Origin of the sequence: Sorangium sp. So ce693 (genome assembly GCF_051521375.1) — a bacterium.
Lineage (GTDB): Bacteria > Myxococcota_A > Polyangia > Polyangiales > Polyangiaceae > Sorangium > Sorangium atrum.
The window spans coordinates 10,799,901-10,820,229 of the sequence record NZ_CP150347.1 but is presented as its reverse complement, the minus strand read 5'-3'; the positions used below and the strand labels follow the sequence as shown (position 1 = coordinate 10,820,229).

The following is a 20,329-nucleotide window of genomic DNA, read 5'->3' as shown; positions in this document are numbered from 1 at the left end:
TGCGACGCGCGTTGGCCGCCCGGCAGGGATCCCCGGGCGGGAGGGGGCCCGTGGCGCAGGCGCAGGGGAGGCGCCGCCTCGCGACGCTGGCGCCTCCGCTTGGCCTCCGCGGCGATCGGAGCAAGAATCCGCCCGGAACCGCGACATGATCCACGACTTCGCCAGCGCGCTCAGCGCCATCTTCACGGGCGAGCGAGCCCGACTGCTGCACGTGATCGTGCCGCCACACGTCCACGGGCACACGCTCGCGCTGCTGCGGGCGCTCGGCGAGGCGGGCCCGGCGCCCCGTCCCGTGTGGGTCCTGGCAGATCCGGTCTACGGACCCAGCCGCGGCTGGGCGGCCCGAGAGCGCTCGCTGTCGCGTGAGCTCGGCGCCCCGGCGGCGCTCGCGACGCCCGAGCAGGGCCCGCTGCGCGAGCCCCTCGACACCTTCGCCAGCGCCCTGGCGGCGCACGTCGCCGCCAGCGCCCCGGACGGGACCGCGGTCGTCGTGCTGGCGCCACAGCACATCGACGACCCGCGCGCCTATGCCCGCGACCTCTTCTGGCTCGCGCATTGCCCCGACCTCGCGCTCGTGCGCTGGGTCCTCGTCGACCCTGTCCACTCGAGCGTCGGCGATCTGCTCGCGCGCCTCGGCGAGGGCGCGTCCCGCGTCGTGTGGCCGGAGGCCGACGGCCCGGCCATCGCCGATCTCGAGCGCGTGCTCACCGATCTCTCGGCGCGCGGGCGGCGCCTCCCCGCCGATCTGGAGCTGCGCATCGCCGCCGAGTCGCCCCTCCGCGCCCCGGAGCTCCTCCCCGCGCGGCGCCTCCTGCACGAGGCGGACACGTGTTTTCACGCGGGGCGGCACGCCGAGGCTGCGCGGCTCCAGCAACAGGCCGAGGAGATGCTGGCGAGCCGGGGGCTGGGCGAGGAGGCCGTCCACATCGCCATGCAGCGCGCGCGCTCAATGATCGCGGCGGGCGTGGTCGAGGAGGGGCATCGGGTGTTCGTCGCCGCGCTGAAGGAGGCGGAGCGGCGCGGCCTGCTCGCGATCATCCCCGAGGCCTATGCCTCGCTCGGCAGCCTGCACAGCAAGCAGCGCCGCTTCCTTGACGCGTCGGAGGCGTACGCGCGCGCCGGAGAGCTCGCGAACCGCCGCGGGAGCCACGAGTTCGCGGCGGACATGCACCGCTGCTCTGGCCACGCGGCGCTCAACGCCGACATGCCGGACGCCGCGGCGATGGCGTGGCGGCGGGCGTTCGAGCTGCTGGGCTCCGTGGCCCCGGCCGTCGGCGCGCTGGAGAAGCCCCAGCAGATCGTCGTGCTCGGGCTCTCCCTGGCCGACGTCTTCGAGGAGCATGGCAACCTCCCGGCCGCGCGCGGGCTGCGGGGGCACGCCGAGGCCATCGAGACCCGCCACCCTCGGCGCTCCGCGACCTGGAGCTGAGGCGCGGGGGCTGAGGCGCGCCGCCGGCCGGGTCAGGTCGGCGGGGCAGCGCCCGGGCCGGGCCGCTCGGCGACGAGGAGCCGCGTGTTCGCGGCCGGGTTGGACGGCGCGAACGGGACGCCGAACTGCCGGGCCCAGTCCGCCGCGCCCGTGTCGCGCACCACGCGGAACCCGGCCCGCTCGACCTCCGCGAGCATCACCTCGCGCCGGCGCAGGCCGATGAGCGGCTCGCTCCAGAGCCACGTGAGCAGGCGGAAGACGCGCTGCTCGCGCCATGGCATGGGGGGCTCCATGTAGTTCACGAGGAGGACGCTGCCCGGCGCCGAGGCGTCGGCGAGCGCCCGCAGCGTCGACCGGAGCGCCTCGTCCGACAGGTACATCACGACCCCTTCCCAGATCCACGCGGTGGGCTCGTCGGGTCGATGGCCGGCCGCCGAGAGGCACGCGGCGAGCGCGTCGCGCTCGAAGTTGACGGGCACGTAGGTCAGCTGCTCCACGAGCGGCGACAGCCCCGCCGCCTTGCGCCGCTTGAAGGCCTGCGTCGCCGGGTGATCGATCTCGAAGAAGCGGGTCGCCGAGAGGGCCTTCATCCGGAAAGCGCGCGTGTCGAGCCCCGCCCCCAGGCACGCGACCTGGCGGCACCCGAGCTCCACCGCGCGCTCGAGCTCGATGTCGATGGCCATCACGCGCAGCGGGACCGCGGAGAGCCGGGCGAGGGCGCGCGCGCGCTTCGCGGGGTCCAGGCTCCGGAGCCGGCGCGCGAGCAGCGCCAGCGCGGCGCTCCACCCGCGCGACAGCAGCCGGTGGGCGACGGGATCCTCGAAGCCCGGGACATCGGTCAGGCCCTGGTCTGCGAGCGCCCGGAGGAGGGCGACGGTGGATGCCGTCTGGCTGGGGCGACGCTCACGCATGCCTGGTGCATAGCCTCCGACGGCGGGCTTTCAACGCGAGAGGGCCTGGACAGCGGCCCGGCGACGCGCGGTGACGCACGATGACGCGAGGAAATTTCGTCGATTCCGGTTCATCGACCCCGACTCGGCAGCTTCGAGCAGCGCCGTCGCCGTCCAGGCCGGACACGGGGTGGAACGGCTCGGCGGCCGCCGGGACTCTCGTGCTCGGATCAGCCGCCCGTGGTGTCGATGAACCGCATGTCGCGCCCGCTGCGCTCGGGCTCCTCGGGCGGCTCCCACATGTCGCTCGCCAGCTCGAACATGTCCGGTGGAACCACCATGGAGAACGTCTCGCCCTTCTCGTGGTTGCGCTGCTCGACCCGCTCGCGACGCAGCTCCCGGGGGGCGTCGAGCACATAGACGGTGAGCTCGTACCCCGCAGCGTCCACCCGCTTGTACAGCCGCTCGCGGTCGCGCCGGCGGATCAGGCCGATCTCCAGCACGACGTTCGTGCCCACGTCGATCGAGCTCCTCGTCAGGCTCCAGATCTGCTCGATGCAGCGCGCGGTGCGCTCGTGATACCATTCGATGATCCCCGTGTCGGGCCGGTCGGGGCGGAACAGCCGCGCCATCCATTCATCCAGGTTCAACCGGAGGGCGGCGTGGTCGCGGTGGAGCCGCTGTGCGAACGTCGATTTCCCTGCGCCCACGGGGCCGATGATCAGGTGGATTCGCGCCATTCCCCGACGCTATCCGGCCGCGCCTCCGGCGAGCAAGCCGCGCGCACGCTCGCGCGAGACAGCGCCTGTCGCGATGCCGAGATCCTCATGAGGGGACGACGTCCCGCCTGGAGCAGCGCCTGGCGAGCCACAGGAGGACCATGACGGCCACCGCGGTGGCGCCCATTCCGGCCCACGCCGACGGGGGCGCGTCGCGCAGGGCGTCGAAGACCCGTTGACCGAAATAGGCAGTCGCCAGGAGCGGCAGGGTGTACCCGGCCAGCGAGCCCCAGAAATGCGTCCAGAAGCGCACCCCGGAGAGGCCGAAGAAGACGTGGAGCATGGGCGGCATCCAGAGGAGAAGGCGGAGCAAGAACACCGTCAGGAACGCCCGCCGCTTCAGGGCCTCGTCGTAGGCGCGGAAGCGCGCCGGCACCCGCGCAGAGACCCAGTCGCGGGCGACGAAGCGCGCGAACGAGAAGCCCACGACGCTCGCCGCCATGGTGCCCGCCATCGAGAGCGCGAACGCCACCGGCCAGGGCCAGATGAGCGGCGCCGCCAGGATGAACACCGTGCCCGGCACGCCGAACGGCTGGAGCGCGGCGTACGCCAGGACGAACGCGACATACCCCCACGGCCCGAGCGAGAGCAGCGCCTGCTTGATGCGCGCGGGCTCTCCGAAGAGCTCGAACAGCCCCATGCGCTGGGCGACGACGAGGAGCGTGGCGGCCGCGGCGACCACGCCGATCTTCACCCCCCGGCCGGCGCGGGAGGGGGAGAGCGCGGGAGGATCGGCCGGGGAGGCGGGCTGGCGCACCCGACGTTATTGGCAGTCCACCTGCGCACCGTCAAGGTTCCTGTTGACAATCTGGTCTTCAATTGTCAATGCTGACCAGCGTGAACGAGGGCGAGCCGCGCTCCACCGACAGACCCGCCGAGGATCTGCGCCGCCGCAGGCTGATGGACGCGGCGTTCACGGTGTTCCTGCGCTTCGGCTTCCGGAAGACGTCGATGGACGAGGTCGCGCGCGCGGCGGGCGTCTCGCGGCAGGGCCTCTACCTCCACTTCGCCACGAAGGAGGAGCTCTTCCGCGCGTCCGTGGGGTACTTCCTCGACACCGCGCTCGCCGCCGCCGCCGCCGCGCTCGCCGACGCGGAGCGCCCCCTGGAGGACCGGCTCGTGGCCGCGTTCGACGCATGGATCGGCCGGTTCGTTGGCGCGCTCGGGGCCGACGCGGCGGATCTCTCGACCGCCGCGAACGAGCTCGTCGGCCCCCTCGTCGCCGAGCACGAGGGGCGGTTCGTCGAGGCCGTGGCCGAGGCATTGCGCGCCTCCGGGCTCGCGGCCGCCTACGAGCCCGCGGGGGTCACCGGGCGCCAGCTGGCGGACACCCTGGTTTCCTCGGCGCGCGGCCTGAAGTACGGCGCCGCGACGCGCGAGGCCTTCCTCGAGGGCATGGCCATCGCGGCGCGCGTCGTGTGCTTGCCAGAGCGGCGAGCCCGGGAAGCGCGGGTAGGGCAATCACCGCAATCACTGCAGGCGGCGCAATCACGGCAAGGAGAGCCCTCCGCGCCGAGCCCTCGCCGCGAGGGCAAGGGGCGCGCAATGGCGCGCAAGGCGCGCGGCACGACACGATAGCCGGAGGGCCGGCCGAGCGCGGCGCGGGCGAGCGCGCGCCGGGGAACGCCTCGCTCGGCGCGCTCTCCCGGGCGTGCGCGCGCCCGGACGGCGCGGCGGCCCCGCGCCTCAGCACGGCGCGGCGGCCCCGCGCCTCAGCCCCGGCTGAAGCGCAGCCGCGAGCGCTCGCGCGCCTTGACCGCCTCGACCTCGCGGTCCCGCGGCGCGGCGGTCGTGGACAGCGACGCCATCAGCACGCGCGCGGCGGCCGCGACGTCGTCCACGGCTTGCGCGAAGGCCGCTTCGTTGGCCTGCGACGGCCGGTTGAAGCCGCTCAGCTTCCGCACGAACTGCAGCGACGCCGCCCGGATCTCCTCCTCCGTCGCCGGCGGCTCGAAGTTGAACAGCGTCCTGATGTTCCGGCACATGGCGATCTCCCGAGGCTCGATGTGTACGGGGGACCATCCTAGTCTCGAGCCGCGCCGTCGGTCCAGGCGCTCTGCGCGGCGGTGTCCACGTCGCGGCCGGCGGCGCCGCCTGCTCCTCGGGAGCTCGATCGTGACATGTCACGGCCAGAGCGTGACATCCGCCGTGACATGTCACGGCCAGAGCGTGACAAGCGCCGCTCCCACCCACGAGGCGCCGCCGGGGCCCCGGCCGGGCGTGTGGCGTGGAACGCGCCGCATCGGCCGATATTCCTCGTTTCCGCGGTGCGCGACGCCGTGGGCCGCGCGGAGACCCGGAGCGCACCGGCCGGCACGGTCATTGCGGAGTCCGGTTCAGGCAGCGGATTTACCGGTGCTCACAGCGGGAGCTCAGACGGACGCTGGCCGGTGTCGTGCGGGCCACGCTCGGCGAGATGCCGCCTGAGCCCACCATGGCAGCTAGACCGCTTTCGAGGGGATCTACCGGCGAAGCCGCGATCTCCGGGGTACGGCGCCCGAGCGCCCGGCTGCCGGGAAGGAAACAGCGCAGTCCATGAGAACGAGCTTGAAAAAGATGTCGGTCGCCGGCGCGCTCGCGGCGCTCGGCGTGTGCTTCAGCGGTCCAGCGTACGCCGTCGGAAACGGCATCGTGGACACCGGCAACCAGTATCCTTACGTCGTGAGTCTGACCAACCTGGGGGCGCCACGCCCCTTCTGCAGCGGGACGCTGATCACGCCGCAGTGGGTGGTGTCAGCGCAGCACTGCTTCATCGACGGGAACGGGAACCCCATCAACCGGAACTTCATCGTCGAATTGGCCGCGGACCCCCAGAGCGCGCAGCTCAGCTTCGCGCACACCACGGCGGTGTCGGGCCCGGTCTTCGTCCCGTCTACCGTGCCGATCGACTGGATCGACGACGACCTGCTGTCTCGTGACATCGCCGTCTTTCGCCTGGACACGCGCGTCCCGCGCACGCTGGCCAGGCCTCTCCACCTCCCGGATGAGGATGCGTGCGGCTCGAGCTTCGACGGTACCATCGTGGGGTTCGGGAGCGGGGCGGACGATCTGATCGTCTGCTCCGATGTCCCTCCCTTGCGCAGGTACAGCCATAGTCCGCTGGAGTACGACCGCTCGCACGAGGACTATGGCGACATCTTCTATGACGAAACGATCTGGACGCTGATCAACTGGCCGTTCATCTGCGACGAGTACGACGGGAGCTACGACGGAGACTCCGGCGGAGCTCTCCTCGACGAGGAAGGTAGGCTGTGCGGCGCGGTCAGCGGCAAGACGACGGCCTCGGTGTGGCCGGGCACGTACATCATGGAGAACGTCTTCGCTGCGCTCGACAGCGGTGAGGCGCGGGGCTTCATGCTCGGCGCGACGACCCCTGCCGGCAACCGGATCATCGACGCGAAGGGCAACTTCGACGGCGAGTGCCCGAGGTTCGTCGACCAGTGCGACAACTTCGGCCAGTGCGACGAGACGGACACGGACGTCGACGGGATCATCGACGTGTGCGACAACTGCCCGACGATCGCCAACCCGGAGCAGGCCATCGGCGCCGGCGACGACCCTGATGGCGACGGCCTCGGCGCCGCGTGCGACCTGTGCCCAGGCACGGTGTCCGTCGAGGGGCCAGGGCCGCTCTCCAACTGCAATTTCGAGGCGGAGCTCGCCGTCGGTTATCGGACCGAGTCCGAGCCGCCGATCATTCGCGCGGACTCGCCGACCCTCGCCGCCGATCTGCAGCTCTACAAGGACACGTTCCGCCCCAACGCGTGCGATCCGGTGCCTTGCCCAAGGGCGACCCTGACCGACGGCGGCTCGCTGCCCGCGGCCGAGATCCCCCCCTTGCCGCTCACCTCGCCCACGTGCACCGCTGTGGGGGGCTGCCGCTGGGAGATGCGCAACCAGATTACCCTGAAGCCGACGATAGGAATCGGCGGCGACGTCCTGGGGACGCCCGGAGCGCTCAGGGCGAGGTGGTGCGAGTGCCCGTTCTACGACACGAGCACCCTGGAGGGGCGGCTCGAGTGCGACACGGACGCGACGACCGGCTGCGGCCGACTGTCGAAGGACTTCACCTCGCTGCCCAACTGGCACCCGCTCTCTACCCGCGCGGACGGGCCGAGCTCCGCCGACGGCGGGTGGGCGAACGGCAAGACGCTCGACAAGCTGCACTCCGTGCAGTTCACCGGGGCGCCGGATATCTTGTACAGGACTGTCTACTGGGACTTCCTCGATCTCGGCACCAGCTTCGTGCACACGAGCCCGACGAGCCGCTGGGTCCAGGGGGTACTGTTCGTTCACGCGACCGGCTACCTCCCGCAGGTGGCCGGATACGACACGGCCCAGGCCCTCAAGTACGGCAACTATTACCTGTCGGGCGACGCGTCCATCGTCGCGGGGGACAGGCCGCCGGTCCAGCCAGGCGCCATCACCCTGGATACGAAGAGGTTCTGCCCCGAGTGTCCGCTGAGCTTCGCCGACACATTCCACATCAATGATCCGCATGATCCTACGCGCCGGGTCTACCAGGCCACGCCGAATGGCTTGAAGCTCGCGCCCGGGATCACCACCGACACCGAGAAATTCTACCGCAATGTCGCCAACGGGACCTTCAAATACATCGCCGCCGCCGAGCCGCTCCGGCGGTTGATTCGGGACCGCCTCCCTGGCGAGACGATCCTGAGAGGCGTCGCGCTCGACGCCGCGGGGGACAGCCAGCTCGCAGCGCATGTGTTCAGCGCCCAGCACGACGGGGCGCCGTTCGTCGTTCCTTTCGCCGGCGTTCAGGGCAGCACGTGGCCGTTGAACGGACCTGAGCTGCAGGGGAATGAGGGGCTCGTGCTCTCGGCGACCAATCGCCGGCTCTTCGTGATCGGCGGGACCACAGAGGGTCAGGCAGGGTCGCAGCCCAACCCTTCGGCCTGGATGCTCGACGTGGACTCGGCGCTCTGGTCGGAGATCGAGATTCCAGGGAACGCCCGGCCAGGCGCCGTGCTCGGCGCGACCTTTCGCCTGGAAGACCGCTTCGTTTACCTGATCGACAACGGCGGCAACTTCATCACGCTGCGGCGGTGGAAACCGAACCACGAGGTCGAGACGCTGGCGGAGCTCCCCGTCTGGTGGAACCATTTCGAGCGATACTGGCTGGTCCCGGGCGAGGCCGGCGACCTGGTCCTCGCCGCGACCGCGCCCGCGAGCTCGACGAGCACGGACCCGGAAGCGGCGTTCGCCAGGTTCACCATCAGCGCGACGGGGGCCCTCTCGTTCGCTGGGCACAAGGAGGCGGCGCACCACCTCATCGGCGCTCCGATGGTGGGGGAACACACCATCGCCCTGACCCGCGCGGCCTCGGTCGACGTCGCTTCGACGGCCCAGGTGTCGCTCGCCAGCTTCGGGACGCCCGCCAGCAACAAGATTCCCACGATCTTCTGAGCCATGCGACACGACCTCCTTGCCAGTCTCGCGGCGCACGCGGCGCCGCTCTTCTTCTCCCTGTCGGCCCTGGCGGCGAGCTGCTCTCCCGGCCCGCCAGAGCCTCCGTTCGCCGACGGCGCCGGCGGGCACCCGACGACCGATGGCGCGGCTCAGGGCGGCATGCGCGGGTCGGGGACGGCAAGCGAGGCGGCGACCGGCGCTGGCGTTCCGGGAGACGCCGGCCCGGACGCCACGTCCGACGCGCCCGAGCATCCAGCCGACAGCGCCTGGAAAGCGGTGAGCTGGCTCGATGGGTGCCAGATCGACGTCGCCGACGAGCCGGAGAAGGCGCTGCCCCCGTTGCGCTGGGAGCCGTGCTCGGGGGGCGCTCCGGGGTGCACGTCCCTCGCCATCGACTGGGATCACGACGACTATCCGCGAACCGCGTCGCCGAGCGTGGTGCGCTGGAACGACGGCTACCGCGTCGGGTTGTACATCAGGCGCCTGGGGGAGCGACGAACGGGCGTTTACGAGACCGACGGGAGACCGCTCGCCGCCTGGCGGCACAAGACCTGCATTCCGACAGTGCCCGCGGTGGGCCATGAACGGGTATGGCTCGGCGCGCAGAGGGTGAGCGTCGAGGCGCCCGCCTCGGCCTACCTCGTCTCCGCCTACGGCGACCTCGCCACCGCGAGCCAACCCATCCCGGTCGATATGCCGAGCCATGGTCTCGAGGCGAGCGACGACACCCTCGCCCTATCGGGTCTCGATGGCGGCACGATCACCATCTACGACAGGAACAGCAATCAGGCCGGGGTGTTCGGCCTGACAAAAGGCGGCGATGCGCCGTCGCTCGGTCAGATGTTTCCGGTCGGCGATAGCGCGGTCGGCGTGGCGTTCTTCGAGGTCAACACCCCGGAGGCGTGGATCTGGAACCGACAGACCCGTGCCGCCGAGCCGCTGCTCCGGGCGCCCTCGCCCCGGGTCATCGCCGACATCAAGAGCGACGGGCAGACGCTCGTGTGGCTGGAGGCGGGGCCGGCTTCGGACGGCGAGCTCTACGGGCCGTCGACCCTCTGGACCAGCCCTTTCGCGGCGGCGAGCGAGGCCCTCGTCCCGAAGCGCCGCCGGCCAGGTCCCCGCATCGGACACCGGATCTCGGCCGCCGGGGAAGGCTTCTACGCGGTCTATGCGATCGGCGAAAATTTGATCCATGTCTATCGCCTGTCCGACGCCCATCACTGGTCGTTCACGACGCCACCCGAGCTCTCCACCATCCTGGACATCGCTTACGTGGACGCCCGCGAGGTCTGGGTCTGGGTCCGGGGCGGGGTCGTGCGCCAGGCGATCTCGGAGCTCGGCCCGGGCGATCCCGCCCCCTGAGTCCAGCGCCTCCGCTGGTGCACACCGCAGTCGTCGACGCGGCCACTGTGTAGGCAATTCGCCCATACACACGACGAAACACACGACGCGACATGCGGCTGGACACTCGACGAATGCGACACGGCCGCATCACGACGTCACCCTTGTTGGCTGCACAACAGGGAGCACACCAACGGCATCAGGAAGTTCTTGATTCCTCAAGGATAACCGTGCACTCCTACACTGAGGAGTCCTTTTGCCAAAGCCCCCTGGCAAGGAGGTCGGTATGCGCCCACATCGTGCACTGCGCTCCCAGAATCGCCTGCTCTTCACCGCCGCCACGCTCGTCTGCCTCGCTGTCGGACCCCCCGCGGAGGCGGCTCCGTCGTACACCCTCTTCGAGAGCGGTCAGGTCCGACCGCTCGCGCTCTCACCAAGTCGTAACCTGCTCTTCGCGGCCAATACACCCGACGGCCGCCTGGAGATCTTCTACGTCTCGTCGGGTGGTCTGACGCACATCTCTTCCGTGAGCGTGGGCCTCGAGCCCGTCGCCGTCGCGGCGCGCAACGACGGCGAGGTGTGGGTCGTCAATCACCTCTCCGATAGCGTCAGCGTCGTCGACGTCTCGTTCCCCTTGCGGCCGCGGGTCGTGCGCACGCTCCTCGTCGGGGACGAGCCGCGGGACATCGTCTTCGCTGGTCCCGGGCGTTCGCGCGCGTTCATCACCGCCGCCCACCGGGGCCAGAACGCGCCGTTCGATCCGCAGCTGACGACGCCCGGGGTCGGCCGCGCCGACGTCTGGGTGTTCAACGCGAACGCCGTCGCGACCCAACCGTCGCTCGGGGGCACGCCCCTCACGATCCTCTCCTTCTTCACCGACACGCCGCGGGCGCTCGCGGTCAGCCCGGACGGGGCCTCGGTGTACGCCGCCGGCTTCCACACCGGCAACCGCACGACCGCCGTGCACCGCGCGATCGTGGAGGACGAAGGCGGCATGCTGCCGCCGTTCACCAACCACCTCGGGGAGCCGCAGCTGACGACGTCGCTCATCGTCCAGCACAACGGCGCCCACTGGGTCGACGCCGGGGGCAACCCCTGGGACGACTCGGTCATGTTCTCGCTGCCGGACAAGGACGTCTTCGTCATCGACGCCACGGCCAATCCCCCTGTCCAGCGGCCCGGCAGCGCCGGCTTCTTCACCGGCGTCGGGACCGTCCTCTACAACATGGTCGTCAACCCGGCGAACGGGAAGGTCTACGTCTCCAACACCGAGGCGTTCAACCTCGATCGCTTCGAGGGCCCGGGCACCTTCGCGGGCACGAGCGTCCGGGGACACCTGCACGAGAGCCGGATCTCCGTGCTCGGCAGCGGCGGCTCGGTCCTGCCGCGGCACCTGAACAAGCACATCAATTACTCGACCTGCTGCGCTCCGGTGCCCAACGCCGAGAACGCGAAGAGCCTGGCCACGCCGGTCGACATGGCGGTGACGAGCGACGGATCGAAGCTCTACGTCGCCGCGTTCGGGTCGAGCAAGGTCGGGGTCTTCCAGACGGCTCAGATCGAGAATGACACCTTCACGCCGAGCCTCGCGAGCCAGATCCAGGTCACCGGCGGCGGGCCGAGCGGGCTCGCGCTCGATCAGCCGCGCGGCCGGCTGTACGTGCTCACGCGCTTCGACAACTCCATCTCGATCGTCAACACGGCCACGCACGCCGAGACGGCCCACATCGCCCTCCACAACCCCGAGCCGGAGAGCGTGGTCCGCGGGCGCAGGTTCCTCCATGACGCGAGCTTCTCGTCGGCCCACGGCGACTCGTCGTGCGCGAGCTGCCACGTCTTCGGCGACCTCGATAGCCTGGCATGGGACCTCGGCAACCCCGACGGGGAGACCGTGACGAACCCTGGGCCGTTCACGAACATCAACCCGCCGTTCCCCGCCGATACCTCGCTGAAGCCCATGAAAGGGCCCATGACGACCCAGAGCCTGCGCGGCATGGCCAACCACGGCCCGATGCACTGGCGCGGCGACCGCACGGGCGGCAACGACGCGTCCACCGCGCAGCCGGACAGCGGGGCCTTCGACGAGCGCGCAGGGTTCAAGAAATTCCAGGGCGGCTTCACCAACCTGCTCGGCCGGCACGCGCCGATCCCCGACGAGGACATGGAGGCGTTCACGGACTTCATCCTCCAGCTCTCGTATCCGCCGAACCCGATCCGGAACCTCGACAACTCGCTGAACGCCGATCAACAGGCCGGGCGCGATCACTTCTTCCGCGAAGGCGGCGCAGGGACCTTCTCGTGCAATTCCTGCCATACCCTGGACCCGGACGGGAACGCCGGCACCAGCGATTTCCCTGGCTTCTTCGGGACGGACGGCGCGAGCATCGGCCAGGAGAATGGCCAGAGCTTCAAGATCCCGCACCTGCGGAACATGTACCAGAAGATCGGCATGTTCGGCATGGCCCCGGTCCTGAGCCTCTTCCACCCGGGAGACAACGACTTCAAGGGTGACCAGATCCGCGGCTTCGGGTTCATGCACGACGGCGTGATGGACACGCTGTTCCGCTTCCACCAGGCGATCGGCTTCGAGCAGAGCGAGTTCTCGCCGAACGGCTTCCCGCCCGGCGCGCCCGGGGAGCTCCTCCGCGAGCAGGCCGTGGAGTTCATGCTGGCGTTCGACACGAACCTCGCCCCCATCGTCGGGCAGCAGGTCACGCTCGGCTCGCACAACGCCACGGCGGCCTGGCCGCGCATCGACCTGCTGCGCCAGCGCGCCGAGGCCGGGGAGTGCGACCTCGTGGCGAAGCTCCCGTTCCTCCTCGAGGAGACAGGCCTGCTCTATATCGGAGGTGGCCAGTTCACCACGGCGCGCGCCGCGGCCCCGCCCTTGAGCGATCTCGTCCTGCGCTCGCTCGCCGCGCTCACCGGGCACCCGGTGACGTACACCTGCGTGCCGCCGGGCTCGGGCACGCGCGTCGGCATCGACCGCGACGGCGACGGGTTCCTCGACGGCGATGAGTGCGACGCGGGCACGGATCCCGCGGATCCGACGAGCCACTGAGCCGGCTGCGTCGAGCCAGCGACGGCCGCACCGCGTGGAGCGCGGTGCGGCCGGCGCGGCGCCTCAGCCCGCTCCAGGCGGTGCGGCGCGGCGCTTCAGCGGCGCTCCAGGCGGTGCGGCGCGGCGCCTCCGCCGCGCCGGGCGCCCATGCACCAGCGCAGCGCCTCCTTCAGGCTGCGCAGCGTCTTGACCTGCGAGAGATCGAAGCCGAGGCCGACCATCGTCTGCGCGACCGGCGGGCGGATGCCGGTGACCACGCCCTTGCAGCCGAGCAGCGTCAACCCATTGATGATCTTGATGAGGTGCTGCGCCGTCGTCGTGTCGACCGAATCGAGCCCGGTGAGGTCGAGGATCGCGAAGGCGGATTGCTTCTCCACCACGCTCGCGAGCAGCGACTCCATCACCATCGCCGCGCGATCCGCGTCGACAGAGCCGATCAAGGGGACGATGAGCACGTCCTGCCAGACCTCGATGATGGGGCTCGACAGCCGCGCGATCGACTCCTGCTGATCCTGCGTCAACCGCAGCTGCTCCCGGAGCTGCTGCTCGACGCGGAGCTGCTGCGTGATGTCCTCGCAGATGGCGCCGACGCCGGTGGTCTCCCCGAGGACGTCTTTCTGGGGAACGAACCTGGTCCGCCAGATCCTGTCTCGCCGGACCTGCTCGACCTGCGCGATCTCCCCGGAGAGGGCCTGCTCGAAGGCCGCGCGAACATCCTCGGTGTCGCCGCACAGCTCGCGCATGTGCTTGCCCAGCTCGCCTCGCTCCGTACAACCGATCTGCGCGAGCGCCCCGCCCTGCGCGATCACGCAGCTGCCGGTCCTGTCGAACGCCAGGATGGCGATGGGCATGCTGTCGATGCAAGCGCGGAGCAGCTCCCCCTTCACCGCGAGCCTGACATCGTCGGCCAGGTTGATGCCGAACGTCTGGACGCCCACGATCTCGCCGTCATCGTTCCGGCGGGGCGCGTAGTGCACGATCCAGTGCACGCCCCCGGCCACGGTGTCCGTGCGGACCGGCTCCCCCTCGAGGACGCGCTTGCACAGGCCCATGATATCCGCGTCCGCGCCGTAGAGATCAAACATGTTCATTCCGACGAGCTGACCTCGTTTGAGCCCCATGCTCTCGAGCCCGTTGCCGTCGGAGACGTGGAGCATGCCCGCCCGATCGCACCACCAGACGATCGCATCCATCGTCTGGAACACGTCGACGAGGATGCGCGCCTGAGCCTCCCACGCCCCGCGATCGGGCTTCACGGCAGCCCAGAGCGCCGTGTCGTCGGCGCGCCACAGCGTCCAGTGCAGCTGGACGATCTCCCCGCGGGCGCCCACGACGCGCGCCGCGGCGGAGACGCTGCCCGCGGCGGAGACGCTGCCCGCGGCGGCGCGCGCGCCCGTGATCCGGGCGGACAGCTCTGCCCGATCGTCCTCGTGGACGCGCTCGAGGAGCCGCCCGGACGGGCCAACGCAGCTCTCCCAGGCCGCGTTGCAGGCGACCACCTCGCCGGCGCTGGAGAGCAACGCCAGCGGTGTGGGTGTGCCGTCAAGCAGTGTCTTACATGAGAGCGAAGCGAGCCTGTCGTCCATTGAGTCCTTGCAAGAGGCCAGAAGCGACGATCCTCGGCGCGCCAGCCCCACGCCTCTCACGGTGGGTGAACAAACGCGCTGTGAGCGCCGTCAGGGCACCGGGTGCGAAGAGGTGGGATGCTGCTCTGATCCTCGGCGCTGGGGTCATCGAGCCTGGCACCATGGCGAACCGTAACCTGGTGATATCATTTGGGGGCGTCGAGGCGCCAGCCTCATCGCTAGCCGCGCCGCGGCGGATCGAGGCGCGCGCGACCCGGCCCGACGGCGAGGGCCCGCTGCCCCACCACATCGCCCCTCGGCGCTCGGCATGAAGCGATGGCCGACACCGGTTGTGGCGGAAGGTGGGTTCTGCTGTTTGTGCGAGGACGCGAGCGGGCGCGGCGCTCGGAGACGCGCGTGATCCATCGAGAGGTCGGCCTCGGGCTCGCCTCGTGGAGAGCGGCCGCCGCTGCACGGCCGCCGAGCGCGAGGCGGGCGCGCGGGCGCTGGCGGCGACCCGCGCCGGGGAACGTCGTTTGACGCGTCGCGCTCGCCTTGTCGTGCGCGCCAGCGCGCGTTAGACATCGTACGGAATGGAACCCGAGGGCCACGAGAGTTTCGCTGACTCGGACCCGAGTTTCCGACAACTCCATCCTTGCGGGCGCCTCATCAGCGCCGTGCAAGACCTCTCGCTGGCCCGCGACCTCCAGACGATCATGCAGATTGTCGATCGGGCCGCCCGCGACCTCACGGGCGCCGACGGCGCGTCCTTCGTGCTCCGCGACGGTGACCTCTGTTACTATGCGCAGGAGGACTCGATCGCCCCCCTCTGGCAGGGGAGACGGTTTCCGATGTCGGCGTGCGTCAGCGGCTGGGTGATGCTGAATCGGAGGCCGGCGGTCATCGGCGACATCACGCGCGATCCCCGCGTCCCGATCGACGCCTATCGGCCGACCTATGTGCGGAGCATGGTGATGGTGCCGATCCGCGCGCGCGCTCCTCTCGGGGCGCTCGGGGCCTACTGGAGCTCCATACGAGAGATCGCGCAGAGCGAGGTGGCGCTGCTCCAGGCGCTCGCCGGCAGCGCCGCCGTGGCCCTGGAGAACGTCGCGCTCCACGACGGCCTGGAGAAGGGCAAGGCGCGGGCGCGCGAGGTCGAGGCGGCGAACCGCGATCTCGCGGAGAGGCAACAGGCCCTGGAGGAGCTCCAGCGGCAGAGCGAGGCGCTGAGCGAGTTCCTCGCGCACGATCTCAGGAGTCCCGCCGCCGGTATCATCCTCGCCGCGCAGGCACGCCTGAAGAAGCAGGATCTTCCGGAGCCGGAGCGGCGCCGATGGAATGCCGTCCTCACCTCGGCCGAGGTCATCCAGCGCACCGCGCTGAACCTGCTCGACGTGGCGAGCCGCCAGCACGGGATGTTCGTCCTGCGGCTCACCGAGCTCGACCCTGCGTCGCTGTTCGAAGGTGTGGCCGAGATCCTGGAGCCGCTCGCTGCGTCGCGCGGGCAGCGCATCGAGCTCTGCCCCGCCATGCCGAGCTGCCTTCTCCGCGCCGATGAGGAGCTCGTGCGGCGCGTCCTGCTGAACCTCGTCGACAACGCGCTTCGCCACAGCCCGCCGCACGGCGCGGTGCGCCTCGAGGCGCGGTGGCTCGGCCCGGGCTGGGTCGAGCTCAACGTGTGCGACGAGGGCCTGGGGATCCCGGTCCACCTGCGCGACCGCATCTTCGACAAGTACGCGCGGCTCGACGACGGGGGCGCGATCACTTCGGCCGGCCGCGGCCTCGGGCTGACGTTCTGCCGGCTGGTCGTCGAGGCCCACGGCGGCAGGATCGACGTGGCGGACAACGGGGGGCGGGGGAGCCGGTTCTGCGTTCAGCTGCCGGCAGGCTGACAGAAGAGCATCGAGAGCGCTGAGAGCCGGTGTCGGGGATCGCTCCACGACGAGGAAGCGATGATGTCGCCGGTGTCGCGTCGTGTGATCTATCGATATCGCACCTCTTCCCGCGCGGCCGAGCGAGAGGCGCGCGCACGCGGCGCCGCGCGCGCCTCTCGCTCGGCCGCCCGGCGATGCGCTCTCGCGTCTTGCGATTCCGGAGGCGATCAGGTAGCGCAGGATCCACGGTGAGCTCTCACGCGGACTCCGTGCACATCGCGACGCGCCCGCCGCGGGCGCTCTCCCTCGTGCTCGCGCCGCCGCCGCGAGGTGCCCCGTGAGGGAGCGGCTCGAGAGCCTGCTCCTCGTCCTGGCCGTCGGCTCGGGCGTCGCGATCGGCGCGAAGCGCGTCGCGATTCCCTACAACGTCGCGCTCGTGCTCGTGGGGCTGCTGCTCGTCGTCGTCGACGTGCTCCCGAAGGCGCCGATGGACCCGGAGGTCATCCTCATCGCGTTCCTCCCGGTGCTCGTGTTCGAGGGCGCCCTGTTCGCCGACGCGGACAGCCTGAGGGGCGCGAGCCGGCCGATCCTGGCGCTCGCCGTGCCGGGCGTGCTCATCTCGCTGCTCGGCACCGCCGCGGTGGCGACGCAGCTGCTCGCGCTCCCGTTCGCCGCGGCGCTCCTCCTCGGCGCGCTGCTCTCGATCACCGACACCGTGAGCGTGCTGCTCGCCTTCCGCAGCGTCCGCGTGCCGCACCGGCTGGCGGCCATCATGGAAGGCGAGAGCCTCTTCAACGACGGCACCGCGCTCGTGCTCGTGGTGCTCGCGTCGCAGGTCCTCGTGAGCGGCACCTTCGATGGTGCCGAGTCCTTCCGCGCCCTCGCCCTGGCCATGGCCGGCGGCGCGGCCGTCGGGGGCGCGCTCGGCGCGGTCGGCGCGTCCCTCCTCCGCCGCACGCCGGATCACCTGACCGCGATCCTCGCCTCCATCGTGCTCGTCTTCGCCACGGCCCTGCTCGCCGAGCGGCTCCACGCCTCGCCGGTCATCGCCGTCGTGGTCCTCGGGGTGATCGTCGGCAAGGCCGCGCGCCGCATCCTCGAGCCCTCGCGCGTGCTCGCGCTCCAGGGCTTCTGGGAGACGAGCGGCTTCTGCCTCAACGTGGTGCTCTTCGAGCTCGTCGGCATGCAGATCCAGGCGGATATGCTCGTGCGCGAGGCGGCGTCCATCGGCCTCGCGCTGATCGCCCTGCACGGGGGCAGGGCGGTGGCCGTCTACGGCTGCTTCGGCGTGCTCCGGGCGCTCACGGGCGAGGTCGTGCCCTTCCGCTGGCAGCACGTGATGCTGGTCGGCAACATCAAGGGCGCGCTGTCGATGGCGGCGGTCCTCAGCCTCCCGAGCAGCCTGCCCTACCGCGACCGCCTGATCACGATCGTCTTCGGCGTGACCTTCGTCACGCTGGTCGCGCAGGCGCTGCCGTTCGCGCGGCTGCTCAAGGTCCTGGGGGTCGCGATCCCGACGGCGGACAGCGTGCTCGACGCCGCGAAGGCCACGCTCATCGCGGCGCGGCGCGGCCAGTCCGAGCTCGACGATCTGCTCGCGGCGGGCCTCGTGTCCCGCAAGGAGCACGCCGAGCGCCGCGCCTCGTTCCAGCGGCAGGTCATCCAGGCGGAGGTGGCGCTCCAGACGCCGCAGGGCGAGGTGGTCCGCGACCACCTCACCGATCTCGCCCTCCTCTCGGCGCAGAAGGCGGCGGTGCTCGACGCCGCGAGGCGCGGCCTCATCGCCGCCGACACCGCGCACGCCCACGTGAACCGGATCGACAGGGCCATGGTGGAGCTCCCCGGCGGACACGCCGCGCACCCTCACGAGCACGAAGGAGAGAGCTGACATGCGCGTTCTCATCGCGGGCGCCGGGCGCGCAGGGCTCAGCGTCGCGGTCCACCTCGCGAAGATGGGCCACGACGTGACGATCGTCGATCGCGACGAGTCGATCGCGAACAGCGCCTTCGAGCGGCACGGCCTCGTCTCGCTCGTGGGCGACGCGACCGACGCCGGGCTCCTCCAGGAGGCCGAGGTGGCGCGCGCCGACGTGGTGGTGGCGATGCTCCGCCGCGACGCCGACAACCTCGCCGTGGCGCTCCTCGCGCAGGCCGCGGGGGCCAAGCGCGTGATGGTGCGCATGCGGGACCCCGCCTATCGGAGCGTGTACGTCCGCGCGGGCGTCGACCGGATCCTCTCCGAGATCGACGTCTTCATCGGCGCGATGGCCACCGCGATCGAGCACTCTGGCGTCCGCCACGCGATGGTGCTCGGCACCGGCGAGTCGGTCGCGTTCGAGCTCGACATCCCGGTCGACTCGGTGGTCGCGGGCCGCACGGTGAGCACCATCGCGGGCAGCGCGAGCTTCCCTTCGTCGTGCGTCTTCGCCGGCGTCTACCGCCCGGATGGCCGCGTCGAGGCGCCGCGCGGCTCCTCCGTCGTCGCGGGGGGCGCCACGGTGCTCCTCGTGGCCGCGCGCGACGAGCTCGCCGAGGTCATCGCGTTCTTCCTCCAGCGCGAGCCCGCGGGCGGCGGGGCCCAGGAGCGCCGCTGACACGGGGCAGGTGTTCTATGACGAGGTGCGCGAGGTGCGCGGGGACCACGGGCTCATGGGCACGGCTTGCGGCGGCGCTGGCCGCCCTCTCCGCCTGCGGCGGCGATGACGCCGGGGCCGCTGCGGGAGGCGGCGTCCAGGCCGCCGTCTCGTACTACCGGGACGTCAAACCCATCTTCGACGCGCGGTGCGCGGGGTGCCACAGCGACGGCGGCGTCGCGCCGTTCTCGCTCGAGCGCCACGAGACCGCGGCGCCCTGGGCCGCGTCGATCAAGCGGGCCGTCGTCGAGCGCACGATGCCCCCCTGGCCGGCCGACAACGCCTGCGCCGAGTACGTGGGCGACCGCTCCCTGTCCGAGCAGCAGATCCAGACCATCGCGGCGTGGGTCGACGGCGGCGCGGCCCTGGGCGACCCGGCGGACGAGGGCCCGCCGATCGAGCCGCCGGCGAGCGCCGCGCTCGCTCGTGTGGACCGGACGCTCGAGATGCCGGTCGAGTACACCCCGCAGACGGGGCCCGACGAGTACCGCTGCTTCGTGATCGACTGGCCGGAGGAGGCCACGCGTTACGTCACCGGCTTCGGGATCAGGCCCGGCGAGCAGCGCGTCGTCCACCACGTGATCGCCTTCATCGCGGCGCCGGACCAGCTCGCCGAGCTCGACGCCCTCGACGCGTCCGACCCGGGCCCGGGATATCCCTGCTACGGCGGCCCTGGGCTCAAGCCGCGCTGGCTCGGCGGCTGGGTGCCCGGCGGCGGGAGCATGATCTTCCCGCCGGGGGCGGGGACCCGGATCGAGCCTGGCTCCAGGCTGATCCTGCAGGTTCACTACAACACGCTGACGGCGGGCAAGCTGCCGGATCGCACCGCGATCGACGTGACGCTGGAGAGCTCCGTCGAGCGGGAGGGCACGATGCAGCCGTGGGCGAACCCGGCCTGGCTCAGCGGCGACTCCATGATGATCCCTGCCCTGGAGAGCGACGTCGTCCATCGCTGGGGGGCCGATCCCTCCCGGGCGCTCGCGGACAACGCGCCGATCGAGATCCACTGGGTGGGCCTCCACATGCATACGCTCGGCACGCGCGCGCGCCTCGAGATCGAGCGCGCCGGCGGCGGCTCGGAGTGTGTGCTCGACATCCCGCGCTGGGACTTCCACTGGCAGGGAAACTACAAGCTCGCCGAGCCCAAGGTGCTCGAGCCGGGCGACAAGCTGTCGATCGAGTGCCACTGGGACAACACGCCCGAGAAGCAGCCGATCATCGACGGACAGCCGCGGGTCCCCAGGGATGTCGTCTGGGGAGAGGGCACGACCGACGAGATGTGCCTCGGCACGTTCTACATGACCGGGCGCTGAGCGCCGGCTTCCCT

14 protein-coding genes are annotated in these 20,329 nt (G+C 71.1%); 9 read left to right on the top strand and 5 right to left on the bottom strand.

The genetic code is table 11. The annotated features are described in order from the left end of the window. Window positions 1–145: 145 nt before the first annotated feature. Window positions 146–1,429: a hypothetical protein gene (locus WMF14_RS40300; protein ID WP_437795244.1), complete on the top strand. Its 1,284-nt coding sequence runs from the start codon at window positions 146–148 to the stop codon at window positions 1,427–1,429. A gap of 32 nt (window positions 1,430–1,461) precedes the next feature. On the opposite strand, the gene WMF14_RS40295 is transcribed toward WMF14_RS40300, so the two are convergent. The 3 genes from WMF14_RS40295 to WMF14_RS40285 all read right to left on the bottom strand — a co-directional run bounded on the left by WMF14_RS40295 (window position 1,462) and on the right by WMF14_RS40285 (window position 3,855). Further along, a complete protein-coding gene (locus WMF14_RS40295) occupies window positions 1,462–2,340 on the bottom strand; it encodes a class I SAM-dependent methyltransferase (RefSeq protein ID WP_437795241.1) in 879 nt (292 codons plus the stop codon). 209 nt (window positions 2,341–2,549) lie between these two features. Beyond that, entirely contained in the window at window positions 2,550–3,059 is a 510-nt protein-coding gene (locus tag WMF14_RS40290) for an AAA family ATPase (protein ID WP_437795239.1), read from the bottom strand. Window positions 3,060–3,144: 85 nt separating this feature from the next. After that, the gene (locus WMF14_RS40285; RefSeq protein ID WP_437795237.1) at window positions 3,145–3,855 is read right to left on the bottom strand and encodes a TVP38/TMEM64 family protein; all 711 of its coding nucleotides are present in this window, start codon (window positions 3,853–3,855) and stop codon (window positions 3,145–3,147) included. A 68-nt stretch (window positions 3,856–3,923) separates the two neighbouring features. Here WMF14_RS40285 and WMF14_RS40280 point away from each other — a divergent pair, with 68 nt between their 5' ends. Then, window positions 3,924–4,676 carry a TetR/AcrR family transcriptional regulator gene (locus WMF14_RS40280; RefSeq protein ID WP_437795234.1) on the top strand — a complete coding sequence of 251 codons (753 nt, stop codon included), beginning with the start codon at window positions 3,924–3,926 and terminating at the stop codon, window positions 4,674–4,676. Window positions 4,677–4,810: 134 nt separating this feature from the next. Here WMF14_RS40280 and WMF14_RS40275 read toward each other — a convergent pair whose 3' ends face one another. Beyond that, complete coding sequence (locus WMF14_RS40275) at window positions 4,811–5,083, bottom strand: DUF2277 domain-containing protein (RefSeq protein ID WP_272102630.1); 273 nt, start codon at window positions 5,081–5,083, stop codon at window positions 4,811–4,813. Between the two features lie 550 nt (window positions 5,084–5,633). Between WMF14_RS40275 and WMF14_RS40270 the strand changes: the two genes are divergently transcribed. The 3 genes from WMF14_RS40270 (at window position 5,634) to WMF14_RS40260 (ending at window position 12,930) form a co-directional block, all read left to right on the top strand. Beyond that, window positions 5,634–8,525, top strand: coding sequence for a trypsin-like serine protease (locus WMF14_RS40270; RefSeq protein ID WP_437795231.1), 2,892 nt, complete (start codon window positions 5,634–5,636; stop codon window positions 8,523–8,525). Window positions 8,526–8,528: 3 nt separating this feature from the next. After that, on the top strand, window positions 8,529–9,890 hold the full coding sequence (locus WMF14_RS40265; RefSeq protein ID WP_437795228.1) for a hypothetical protein: 1,362 nt from the start codon (window positions 8,529–8,531) through the stop codon (window positions 9,888–9,890). Window positions 9,891–10,155: 265 nt separating this feature from the next. Continuing rightward, the gene (locus tag WMF14_RS40260) at window positions 10,156–12,930 is read left to right on the top strand and encodes a hypothetical protein (protein ID WP_437795226.1); all 2,775 of its coding nucleotides are present in this window, start codon (window positions 10,156–10,158) and stop codon (window positions 12,928–12,930) included. 95 nt (window positions 12,931–13,025) lie between these two features. Here the strand turns inward: WMF14_RS40260 and WMF14_RS40255 are convergent, their stop codons facing one another. Then, complete coding sequence (locus WMF14_RS40255) at window positions 13,026–14,450, bottom strand: PAS domain-containing protein (RefSeq protein WP_437795224.1); 1,425 nt, start codon at window positions 14,448–14,450, stop codon at window positions 13,026–13,028. A gap of 722 nt (window positions 14,451–15,172) precedes the next feature. Between WMF14_RS40255 and WMF14_RS40250 the strand changes: the two genes are divergently transcribed. The 4 genes from WMF14_RS40250 to WMF14_RS40235 all read left to right on the top strand — a co-directional run bounded on the left by WMF14_RS40250 (window position 15,173) and on the right by WMF14_RS40235 (window position 20,315). Then, window positions 15,173–16,387 carry an ATP-binding protein gene (locus tag WMF14_RS40250; protein ID WP_437795221.1) on the top strand — a complete coding sequence of 405 codons (1,215 nt, stop codon included), beginning with the start codon at window positions 15,173–15,175 and terminating at the stop codon, window positions 16,385–16,387. Window positions 16,388–16,706: 319 nt separating this feature from the next. Then, on the top strand, window positions 16,707–18,257 hold the full coding sequence (locus tag WMF14_RS40245) for a cation:proton antiporter (RefSeq protein WP_272102636.1): 1,551 nt from the start codon (window positions 16,707–16,709) through the stop codon (window positions 18,255–18,257). A 1-nt stretch (window position 18,258) separates the two neighbouring features. Continuing rightward, window positions 18,259–18,963 (top strand): potassium channel family protein, encoded by a 705-nt coding sequence (locus WMF14_RS40240; protein WP_437795219.1) that lies wholly within the window; start codon window positions 18,259–18,261, stop codon window positions 18,961–18,963. 17 nt (window positions 18,964–18,980) lie between these two features. Further along, entirely contained in the window at window positions 18,981–20,315 is a 1,335-nt protein-coding gene (locus WMF14_RS40235; protein WP_437795216.1) for a c-type cytochrome, read from the top strand. Window positions 20,316–20,329: the final 14 nt, after the last annotated feature.

Bases quoted from the DNA above. Each gene is read 5' to 3' on its own strand.
- WMF14_RS40300 (WP_437795244.1), top strand. From the start codon at position 146: ATGATCCACGACTTCGCCAGCGCGCTCAGCGCCATCTTCACGGGCGAG.
- WMF14_RS40295 (WP_437795241.1), bottom strand. From the start codon at position 2,340: ATGCGTGAGCGTCGCCCCAGCCAGACGGCATCCACCGTCGCCCTCCTC.
- WMF14_RS40290 (WP_437795239.1), bottom strand. From the start codon at position 3,059: ATGGCGCGAATCCACCTGATCATCGGCCCCGTGGGCGCAGGGAAATCG.
- WMF14_RS40280 (WP_437795234.1), top strand. From the start codon at position 3,924: ATGCTGACCAGCGTGAACGAGGGCGAGCCGCGCTCCACCGACAGACCC.
- WMF14_RS40275 (WP_272102630.1), bottom strand. From the start codon at position 5,083: ATGTGCCGGAACATCAGGACGCTGTTCAACTTCGAGCCGCCGGCGACG.
- WMF14_RS40270 (WP_437795231.1), top strand. From the start codon at position 5,634: ATGAGAACGAGCTTGAAAAAGATGTCGGTCGCCGGCGCGCTCGCGGCG.
- WMF14_RS40265 (WP_437795228.1), top strand. From the start codon at position 8,529: ATGCGACACGACCTCCTTGCCAGTCTCGCGGCGCACGCGGCGCCGCTC.
- WMF14_RS40260 (WP_437795226.1), top strand. From the start codon at position 10,156: ATGCGCCCACATCGTGCACTGCGCTCCCAGAATCGCCTGCTCTTCACC.
- WMF14_RS40240 (WP_437795219.1), top strand. From the start codon at position 18,259: ATGCGCGTTCTCATCGCGGGCGCCGGGCGCGCAGGGCTCAGCGTCGCG.
- WMF14_RS40235 (WP_437795216.1), top strand. From the start codon at position 18,981: ATGACGAGGTGCGCGAGGTGCGCGGGGACCACGGGCTCATGGGCACGG.